This window comes from Streptococcus caprae (genome assembly GCF_042649745.1).
Classification (GTDB): Bacteria; Bacillota; Bacilli; order Lactobacillales; family Streptococcaceae; genus Streptococcus; species Streptococcus caprae.
The window spans coordinates 77,243-87,381 of record NZ_JBHRZV010000032.1 but is presented as its reverse complement, the minus strand read 5'-3'; the positions used below and the strand labels follow the sequence as shown (position 1 = coordinate 87,381).

Genomic DNA, 10,139 nt, shown 5'->3' with positions numbered 1-10,139 from the left:
ATCGCTTTTCATTATAGGTCATATGGGACTTTTTTTCTACATTCAAAAAGGCTCCATAATCTCTGCAGGGGAGCTACCCACTACAGAAATTATAGAGCCCCTTTTTATAGTTATATTGAAAGGAAGAACCAATTGACTTTAAAGTAAATTGAAATGTGTAACAGCCATAGACACTAAGCAAATCAGTCAAAAATTATTCATTTTTTTAAGACTTACATGGTCAATCCAAATAACGAACACTTTTAACGGCCTTTCTTTCTTTACAATATATACTACAATGCTCACATTTCTAGCTCCTCTGCTTTTCTCTCCCTATTTTGACAAAAATATGTTAAAATGGAGTAGTTATACAATGGGGTTTTGTGACTTTGTTTAGCAAATTGAGGTTGAGAGGAGTTGAAGGATGCAACACGTTGTTATTATCGGTAGTCGTGGATTGCCAGCCAAGTATGGTGGCTTTGAAACATTCGTAGAAGAACTGGTTCAAAATCGTGTCTCACCAGAGATACAGTATCATATTGCTTGCCTTTCTGATGAGCACCACGGTCAGCATTTTGATTATAGTGGTGTCGATTGTTTTACGATTAATCCTCCCAAACTTGGGCCGGCTCGCGTAATGGCTTACGATGCCATGGCGATTCAACATGCCCTGAACCTAGCCAAGAAAGAGCAGTGGCAACGTCCCGTTTTCTATGTATTAGGGAACACCATTGGTGCTTTTATGGCTCCTCTAGCTCGTCGTATCCATGACATTGGAGGACTGTTTTTCATCAATCCAGATGGTTTGGAATGGAAACGTAGCAAGTGGCCGCGTCCTGTACAAGCCTATCTCAAGTATGCTGAGAAGGCCATGACCAAGACAGCTGATCTTGTGATTGCAGATAATTTGGCTATTCAAACCTATATCCAGCAGTCTTATCCCTGGACCGAAACAACCTGTATTGCTTATGGAACAGACACGAGTAGTTCACCCCTAACGGCAAATGATAGTGCTATTCGGCAGTTTTTTAAAAAATGGCAGAGCAATGAAAAAGACTACTATCTGATCGTTGGTCGTTTTGTTGCAGAAAACAACTATGAGACCGCTATTAAAGAATTCATGGCTTCCCAGACTACACGTGATTTGTTGATAATCTGTAACTACGAGGGGAATGCCTATTTTGAGAAGCTCAGACAAGCAACCCAGTTTGATAAGGATTCACGGATTAAGTTTGTGGGGACGGTCTATGACAAGCATCTATTAACCTATATTCGTGAGCAAGCCTTTGGTTACATTCACGGACATGAAGTCGGAGGGACCAATCCAGGACTCCTTGAAGCGCTAGCACATACAGACCTCAACCTTATCTTGGATGTAGAATTTAATCGTCAAGTTGCGTCAGAAACAAGTCTTTATTGGACCAAAGAGGCAGGAAGTCTCGCCAATTTAATCAATCAGATTGATGGACAAGAGGATTATAAGGCACTAGGCCAAACTGCCAAGGCTCGCATCCAAGAACACTACACTTGGGAAAAAATCGTGAGAGAGTACGAGGAATTATTTTTACATGAACGTGACAATCGTCCTATCTAGCTATAACGGCGAAAAGTACATTGCTCAGCAAATAGACTCCATTCGTCAACAAACTTATCAAGACTGGACCTTGCTCATTCGTGATGATGGCTCCAGTGACCGAACGCCCCAAATCATTACAGACTATTGCCAGCAAGATTCCCGTATTCAATTTATTAATGCTGACAACCGTCAAAATCTGGGGGTTATTAAAAGTTTTTACCACTTAGTCAAGCATCAAGAGTCAGATTACTATTTTTTTGCAGACCAGGACGATATTTGGTTACCAGAAAAAATAGCAGTAACCTTAGCGTGTGCTGAGTCAGAATCATCGGACCAGCCCCTTCTCGTCTATACAGACCTTAAGGTTGTTGATGAAGAGCTTCAAGTTCTACATGAAAGTATGATCCGTACCCAGTCTCACCATGCCAATACTACCCTGCTACAGGAATTAACTGAAAACACTGTGACAGGTGGGACCATGATGATTAATCAGTCGTTAGCTAACCTTTGGTTAGTGACTGACGAACTCCTCATGCACGATTGGTACCTAGCTCTTATCGCAGCAGCAATGGGGAAACTCATTTATATTGACCAGCCAACTCAACTCTATCGTCAGCATAGCAATAATGTCTTGGGTGCTCGAACTCTCTCTAAACGTATGAAAAATTGGGTTCGTCCTCATAGACTCATTGCAAAATATTGGTGGCTTATTACATCTAGTCAAAAGCAAGCTAGGCAACTTTTGAAACTCGAATTACCAGCCCAAAAGAGGCAACTCATCCAAGCCTATATCGGACTTCTTGACAGCCCCTTTTCTGAACGGCTTAGAGTATTGAAACACTACGGCTTCTCTAAAAATAGAGCCTTCCACACCCTAGTCTTCATGACATTGATGGTGACAAAAATTGGATATAAGGAGTAAGAATGGATTTATTTTCCAAGAAAAACCGCATTTTATTGCGTGAATTGATCAAAACAGATTTTAAATTGCGTTACCAGGGGTCGGTCATTGGTTACTTATGGTCGATTTTGAAACCACTTATGATGTTTGCAATTATGTATGTCGTTTTCATTCATTTCTTGCGCTTGGGCAATGATGTCCCTCATTTCCCAGTGGCTCTGTTGTTAGGAAATGTCATGTGGAGTTTCTTTTCAGAAGCTACCAATATGGGAATGGTGTCAATTGTGACACGGGGAGATCTTCTTCGAAAACTCAATTTTTCTAAAGAAATCGTGGTCTTGTCAGCTATCTGTGGTGCTGGGATCAATTTTGCTATCAACTTGATTGTTGTACTTATATTTACGATTTTCAACGGTGTACAATTTACTTGGAACATTGTGTACACCCTGCCTTTGTTTGTAGAATTGTTCTTGCTAGCGACAGGAATTGCATTTTTGTTATCTACACTCTTTGTTCGCTTCCGTGATTTATCACAAATTTGGGAAGTCATTATGCAAGCTGGTATGTACGCGACACCAATAATCTATTCACTTTCCTTAGTGATGGATAAAAGTATGCTAGCATCTAAAATCATGATGCTCAATCCTTTGGCGCAAATTATTCAAGATGTACGTTATTTCGTCATAGATCCAGCCAATATCACAACTTGGCAAATTATTCATAACAAGTGGCTTGTGGCCATTCCGTACCTTATTCCAGTTGTGGTATTTGTGGTTGGCTTGCTTGTTTTCCAAAAACATTCTAAGAAATTTGCGGAGATTCTATAATGACTGAAAAACAATTAGCAGTAAAAGTAGACCATGTCAGCAAGTATTTCCGTTTGCCGACAGAGAGTTCGCATAGTTTGAGGACCACTTTAGTTAATCGCTTTCGTGGTATCAAGGGCTACAAGGAACAACATGTCCTTCGGGATATTTCTTTCGAAGTGGGACAAGGTGATTTCTTTGGTATCTTGGGCCGAAACGGTTCTGGGAAATCTACTTTGCTCAAAATCATTTCTCAAATCTACACACCTGAAAAGGGAAGTGTGATAGTCAACGGCAAATTGGTATCATTTATTGAGTTGGGGGTTGGCTTTAACCCGGAGCTGACTGGGCGTGAGAATGTCTATTTAAACGGTGCTATGCTTGGTTTTACAACTGAAGAAATCGATTCCATGTATGATGACATCGTTGAATTTGCTGAGCTAAAAGAGTTTATGAACCAGAAGCTCAAAAACTATTCAAGTGGTATGCAAGTACGTCTGGCTTTTTCGGTGGCGATTAAGGCTCAGGGTGATGTTCTTATTCTTGATGAAGTTCTTGCTGTTGGGGATGAAGCTTTCCAACGTAAGTGTAACGACTACTTTATGGAGCGGAAAAAATCTGGTAAAACTACAATTTTGGTTACACACGATATGAGTGCTGTGAAGAAATACTGTAATAAGGCCGTCTTAATTGAACATGGTTTGGTTAAAGCTATAGGTAATCCAGAAAACGTAGCTAATCAATATAGTTTTGATAACACTGTTCCGCTTCATCAAGAAATGGATGAAGAAACACCTCAAGAAGAGAAAGCAGAAGAAGTCATTCGTGTGGAGAATTTTTCTTTGGAATTACTCTCTTCTCGTCAAATGACTCCGAAAGATGCCATTCGTTTTAAAATAGAATACGATGTAGTAGAAGATTTGGAGACCTATATTGCCTTATCTTTAACAGATATTGACCGTAACATCTGGATATACAATGATAATTCTATGGATTCTATGCAATCGGGTAAGGGGCATAAGACCGTTTTTTATACTTGCTCATTACAATCTATTAATGATTTAAAAATGAAGCTTGAAGTAACTGTTCGGGATAAAGATGGGCAAATGCTAGCATTCTCTGATGCGACCCAGACACCGATTATCATGGTCAGCCGTGACGACATTGCTCCTGATGATAAATCTGCCCTTGATTCAGCAAGTGGTTTAATTCAACGAAATGGTAGTTGGACGTTTAGAGACTAGTGAAAAGAGGACATTATGACAGAAACACCTCTCGTTTCTATTGTTTGTACTGTTTACAATAAGGCGCCTTGGCTGGAAAAGACAATTACGGGCTTTTTGGAGCAAGAAGCAGATTTTACTATCGAAATTTTATTGGTAGATGATGCCTCGACAGATGGTTCTCCTGGCATTATCAAACGATATGCGGAGCTGTATCCTGAAAAGATTCGGACATTTTTTCACTCAGAAAACCAAGGTATTTCAAAAACCTGGGTTTCTGTTTGCCAGGAAGCAAAGGGTACTTATATTGCTCGTGCGGATGGAGATGATTTTTGGATAGACTCTCAGAAACTGCAAAAGCAAGTGAAACTGCTCCAATCCACTCCAAACTCACGTTGGTCTAATACAGACTTTGATATTTATAATGAGGAGGGAGAATTTGTTTCCGCTTCTGGGTTTGAGTCAGGTGCGATTCCTTTAGCTGATTCTTTTGAAAAAATGTTGGCGACGCGTGGCTTTACCATGGCTTCGACTTGGCTGGTTGAGCGAGAACTAATGATCGAAGTTAATGATTTGTTAGATTTATCAACTTCAGATGATACCTTCAATCTTCAGATGGATTTGTTCCAACGAACAGAGCTTGCATATTTACCAGAATCCACTGTTGCTTACGTTATCAATCTGGGTTCTGACTCGCGACCAAAGGATTTTCAAAAGCTGGAAAATCGTTTTAATAAATTATTAGAAACTCAGAATGAATATCTAGATAAGTACCCACAGAGTAATTATCGAGAAATGTTACGGATTCTATTGGATCGGAATAATCGCTATGAGTTAGAACTGACTCGACAACAAACAGGTTTGGCCCAGCTTGGTTTTGAGCGTGTCTCTATTTATAGTGAGACTAACCAACATGGTTTTACAGAAGAATCAGCACTGCACTATCTATTAGCGAAAGAAGACGTTATTTACTTTAGTGTCTCAGAGGATTGTCATCGTATCCGGGTAGACCTCTCTGAGCGACCAAGCTATTATCAGTATGCTAAGCTAATTGCGATGGATACAGAGACAGAAGTCCTACCGAGTTATACAAATGGTGTTGTGACAGGTCATCAATATTTATTTATTAAGCCGGATCCACAGTTAGTCTATGAGTTACCAAAGGGAATCTACGGTAAAGCATTTCGACTAGAATACAAGATGTTTGATGTTGATAATATTTTTTCTGAAGAGTATATTGGAAATCAGTTGGCACAAGAAGTAGCCGCACAAACACAGATGGTCAACACCTTAACCTCCCAATCATTATCACAACACCAAGAACTATCTACACTAAAAAGATTGGTTGAACAGCAAAAAATTGATTTAGAAACTATTACCCAACAATACCATGCTGTCGTTGGCTCTAGACGTTGGATTATTTCGACCAAAATTATTAATTTCTTTAGGAGAAGAAAATGAAGCGTCTGCTTTTATATGTTCACTTTAATAAATTCAATGACATCAGTTCTCATGTGGAGTACCAATTAACTCATATGCGTCCTCTTTTTTCACGTCTTGTGTTTATTTCAAATAGTGATTTTTCACTCGAAAAGGAAGAAGAGCTGCGTCAAAAAGGTCTGATTACCGATTTCATCCAACGTGAAAATAGTGGTTTTGACTTTGCAGCCTGGCGTGATGGAATGAGTTTTGTAGGATTTGAAACCTTAAAAGAGTATGATTCCATCACATTAATGAACGATACCTGCTTTGGTCCCTTATGGGATATGAAGCCAGTATATGACCGTTTTGAAGAAGATTACTCCGTTGATTTCTGGGGAATGACCAATTTTAGGTCCAACAAACAGTTTAAAGAACATATTCAAAGTTATTACTTGTCTTTTTCAAATCCTGTTATTTGTTCCACTGCATTTCAAGATTTTTGGATGAAGGTACAGAACGTCACTGATGTACAGGATGTCATTGACAACTATGAGACACAAGTAACGACCAATCTTTTAGATGCCGGTTTCCGATACAAGACTGTCTTTGATACGGTAGAAGCAGATACAACAGGTATGTTGCACCCGGATTTTTCTTACTACAATCCGACTGCTATCTTGAAAAATAAGGTTCCTTTTATCAAGGTCAAAACCATTGATGCAAATCAGCATATTACTCCCTACATTTTGGATGAGATTGAGCAAACAACAGATTATCCGGTCGAGCTGATTGTCTCCCACATGTCTAAGATTAACTACCCAGACTTTAAATATCTACTGGGACGTAAATACCTGAAAGAAGCGAGTCAATCGTTTCAGTCTGGACAAAGGGTAGCTGTTCATTTACACGTATTTTATGTTGATTTGCTACCCGAGTTTTTGGATAGTTTTGCTAATTTTCCGTTTGAGTACGACCTATTTATCACGACAGACATCGAAGGAAAACGGTTAGAGATTGAAAAAGTTCTGGAAACTTTTGATCGGTCAGCTCAGATTTTTGTCACGGGTAATATCGGACGAGATGTCCTACCGATGCTGAAACTCAAAGAGCAGTTGGAAACCTATGATTATATTGGTCACTTCCATACCAAAAAATCAAAAGAAGCTGATTTTTGGGCAGGGGAGTCGTGGCGCAAGGAGTTGATTGCTATGTTGGTTAAGCCAGCCAACACTATTTTAGCGAACTTACAGGAAAAAGCAGATTTAGGTCTTGTTATTGCGGATATTCCAACCTTTTTCCGATACAATAAAATTGTCGATGCCTATAATGAGCATCAGATAGCACCTGCAATGAATGACCTCTGGAAGAAAATGGGCTGTCAGAAATCGATTGACTTTGGTTACATGCATACTTTTGTTATGTCTTATGGGACTTATGTATGGTTTAAGTACGAAGCCTTGCAACCCTTGTTTGACTTAAATCTGACAGATTCAGATGTGCCCGCAGAGCCATTGCCACAAAATTCTATCTTACACGCTATTGAAAGGCTCTTGATTTATATTGCTTGGGATAAGAATTTTGATTTTCGCATTTCAAAAAATCCAGTCGAGTTGACACCGTTTGTGGACAATAAACTACTCAATGAACGGGGAGATGCGCTACCCCATACTTATGTAAACTTTGACCATCTTGGTGGTATCAAAGGTGCATTAAAATATATCCTTATCGGGCCAGCACGTGCCGTAAAATATATAATTAGAAGGTTGTATTTGAAAATAAAAAAATGAAAGATAAACTTAAATATATATATTTATTATTATTAGTTGGTTTTATAAATTTTTTATTAATTTTATTTCAACTAAAACAAATAGCTGAGTTTGAATCTAGAATTGACACTATGTTATATTTTTCTATGTTTGTTAGTGTTTTTTCTGTAACAATCATTTCTGTATTATTATCCAAATTTGATTTAATAAATATCCTCAAAAAAATCTTAATTTTTTATTTAATTGATGTATTTTATAGTTGGTTTATAACTATTTCAAAAAATATTAATAATCCTGATTTTAATTTATTACTTGCTTTCAAAAATCACTTTATACAATATAACATTTTTTCAGTTTTTCTTTTGATTTTTTTACTAGCATATTTTATAAAAATTATCAAGAATGATAAAATTAGGTTTAATAGTATAATACTTCATAATTTTGGAGACACCTCAAAACATCTTGAAATATTACTTTTGTCTTCCATATTTCTTAATGATAAACTTTTGTTAAATAACTTATTGACTTATTTTGTTACTCAATTTAAAAATACTAATTTAACTGCATTTTTATTTCTATTATTTTTTTTGAATTTATCGATACTACTTATTTTATCGTATTTTGTTAGAACTTTACTTTGCTCTTGGATAGAACTTAAAAATAACCAGGGTGGAGCAAATCTTACCTTTATTTCTTCTTTGACACTTGCTACATTATTTAATTATGTGATACAAATTCCATTTAGATACGACAATGATGCTTTAGGAAATCATTTATTTAATGGTGCAGTAGCTTTTCAAATTATTTTCTTGTTTTTACTTTATTTTTTAATTTATTTAATTATTAATAGATATCTGATTGGTACAGCAGTAATTGTTTTTTTAGGAATTACATTAGGGGTAGTTAATTCACTTAAGCTCTCCATGAGAAATGAACCTGTATTAGTTACTGATATTATATGGCTTAAGCAACTTAAATTGCTCTTTAGTTTTGTGAATCAAAACTATTTAATTTTGACAGTATTTAGTATATTACTCGTTATAAATCTTATCCTTGTTTTACATAAAAAATTTTTAACAGGTAAGATTTATGAAAGTAGGAGTATAAGATTAATCTTTATTTCTTTAATTTTGCTGTCTTATACTTTTATGTTTTCTATTTTTGCTCGCATTAAAGATCATAAAATTAATAATAATATTCCTCTTCTTTCTAAGTTAAATAATGGACTTAATCTTGACTATTTAGGATTCAAAACAAATGCGACATATAAGTCATTAACCTATGTTTGGACTCGGCAGTTAACTACTAAAATAATAGAAAAACCAGAAAATTACAATGAGGATACAATAAAAAGCATATACAAAAAATATGTTGAAGCAGCAGGTGAAATAAATAAATCTAGAAGTAATTCTATTAGTAAGCAAACGGTTATCTTTATATTAAGCGAGAGCTATAGTAATCCTAGAAAAATAACTGGTACAGATATTTCTTATGATCCAACTCAGAACATTAATAAATTAATGACTCAAACAACGAGTGGACAGATGAAATCTGATGGTTACGGTGGAGGAACAGCTAATATGGAGTTTCAGGCTTTAACTGGTTTACCATATTATAACTATTCTTCTACTGTATCTACCTTATATACGGAAGTGGTTCCTAGGCTAAAGAAATTTACTTCAGTTAGTGAGTATTTTGAAAATAAGATTGTAATTCATCCTTCTGCAGCAAGTAATTATAATAGATTTAATGTTTATAATCAATTAAACTTTGACAGGTTGATTTTTCAATCAGGAAGTTCTGAAAAATTTAAGAAAGACGAAAAAATAGGCTTAAATACAAGTGATCAAGCTGTATATGATACTATATTGGATAACATTGATGAAAATGAGTATCAATTTTTCTCTGTAATTACTATGCAAAATCATGCTCCGTGGTCAGAGTGGAGCCCAACTGAATTGACATCTTTTAATCCAACTTTCTCAGAAGATACAAACGATTCACTACAGAGCTATGTAAGACTTCTTTATCATACAGATATAGCTACTAATGATTTTCTTGAATCTTTAAAACAAATTGAGCAGGATGTAACTGTTGTATTTTATGGGGACCATTTACCAGGATTTTATCCTAATTATGCGTTTAATGATAATCCTTCTAATCAATATTTAACAGATTACTTTATTTGGAGTAACCATCAGACTAATAAATTAGATTATGAAGTTGTGAATTCTAGTGATTTTATTGCGGAACTTTTTGAACATACCAACTCAAAAGTATCACCATTTTATGCTTTATTGACTGATGTCTTAAAAAACTCCAGTGTAAATCAGAAGAAGCTTTCTAAAAATCAAAAGATTATTGCGGATGATTTAAAAATGATTCAGTATGATATTTCATTGGGGAAAGGCTATATTCTTAAATACGAAGACTTCTTTTCAATAGATTAAAAAACTAAATTTAGGA

General features: G+C 36.0%; 7 protein-coding genes. All 7 read left to right on the top strand.

All coding sequences use genetic code 11. From position 1 onward, the window contains the following. The first annotated feature begins 403 nt into the window (after positions 1-403). Genes cps2T through ACFORF_RS04950 form a run of 7 tightly spaced genes read left to right on the top strand, consistent with a single transcriptional unit; the run spans position 404 to position 10,123 of the window. Complete coding sequence (cps2T, locus tag ACFORF_RS04980) at positions 404-1,573, top strand: beta 1-4 rhamnosyltransferase Cps2T (protein WP_380426060.1); 1,170 nt, start codon at positions 404-406, stop codon at positions 1,571-1,573. Further along, positions 1,548-2,477: a glycosyltransferase family 2 protein gene (locus tag ACFORF_RS04975; RefSeq protein WP_380426058.1), complete on the top strand. Its 930-nt coding sequence runs from the start codon at positions 1,548-1,550 to the stop codon at positions 2,475-2,477. The genes cps2T and ACFORF_RS04975 overlap by 26 nt, the downstream gene beginning before the upstream one ends. Before the next feature lie 2 nt (positions 2,478-2,479). After that, the gene (locus ACFORF_RS04970) at positions 2,480-3,283 is read left to right on the top strand and encodes an ABC transporter permease (RefSeq protein WP_380426056.1); all 804 of its coding nucleotides are present in this window, start codon (positions 2,480-2,482) and stop codon (positions 3,281-3,283) included. Continuing rightward, positions 3,283-4,506, top strand: coding sequence for an ABC transporter ATP-binding protein (locus ACFORF_RS04965; protein WP_380426054.1), 1,224 nt, complete (start codon positions 3,283-3,285; stop codon positions 4,504-4,506). Before ACFORF_RS04970 ends, ACFORF_RS04965 begins: the two co-directional genes overlap by 1 nt. A gap of 15 nt (positions 4,507-4,521) precedes the next feature. Further along, positions 4,522-5,946 carry a glycosyltransferase family 2 protein gene (locus ACFORF_RS04960; RefSeq protein ID WP_380426052.1) on the top strand — a complete coding sequence of 475 codons (1,425 nt, stop codon included), beginning with the start codon at positions 4,522-4,524 and terminating at the stop codon, positions 5,944-5,946. After that, positions 5,943-7,694: a rhamnan synthesis F family protein gene (locus ACFORF_RS04955; RefSeq protein WP_380426050.1), complete on the top strand. Its 1,752-nt coding sequence runs from the start codon at positions 5,943-5,945 to the stop codon at positions 7,692-7,694. Before ACFORF_RS04960 ends, ACFORF_RS04955 begins: the two co-directional genes overlap by 4 nt. Further along, on the top strand, positions 7,691-10,123 hold the full coding sequence (locus ACFORF_RS04950; protein ID WP_380426048.1) for an LTA synthase family protein: 2,433 nt from the start codon (positions 7,691-7,693) through the stop codon (positions 10,121-10,123). Before ACFORF_RS04955 ends, ACFORF_RS04950 begins: the two co-directional genes overlap by 4 nt. Positions 10,124-10,139: the final 16 nt, after the last annotated feature.

Excerpts from the sequence above, each read along its gene's own strand:
- cps2T (WP_380426060.1), top strand. The coding sequence starts at position 404 with ATGCAACACGTTGTTATTATCGGTAGTCGTGGATTGCCAGCCAAGTAT.
- ACFORF_RS04970 (WP_380426056.1), top strand. The coding sequence starts at position 2,480 with ATGGATTTATTTTCCAAGAAAAACCGCATTTTATTGCGTGAATTGATC.
- ACFORF_RS04965 (WP_380426054.1), top strand. The coding sequence starts at position 3,283 with ATGACTGAAAAACAATTAGCAGTAAAAGTAGACCATGTCAGCAAGTAT.
- ACFORF_RS04955 (WP_380426050.1), top strand. The coding sequence starts at position 5,943 with ATGAAGCGTCTGCTTTTATATGTTCACTTTAATAAATTCAATGACATC.
- ACFORF_RS04960 (WP_380426052.1), top strand. The coding sequence starts at position 4,522 with ATGACAGAAACACCTCTCGTTTCTATTGTTTGTACTGTTTACAATAAG.
- ACFORF_RS04950 (WP_380426048.1), top strand. The coding sequence starts at position 7,691 with ATGAAAGATAAACTTAAATATATATATTTATTATTATTAGTTGGTTTT.
- ACFORF_RS04975 (WP_380426058.1), top strand. The coding sequence starts at position 1,548 with ATGAACGTGACAATCGTCCTATCTAGCTATAACGGCGAAAAGTACATT.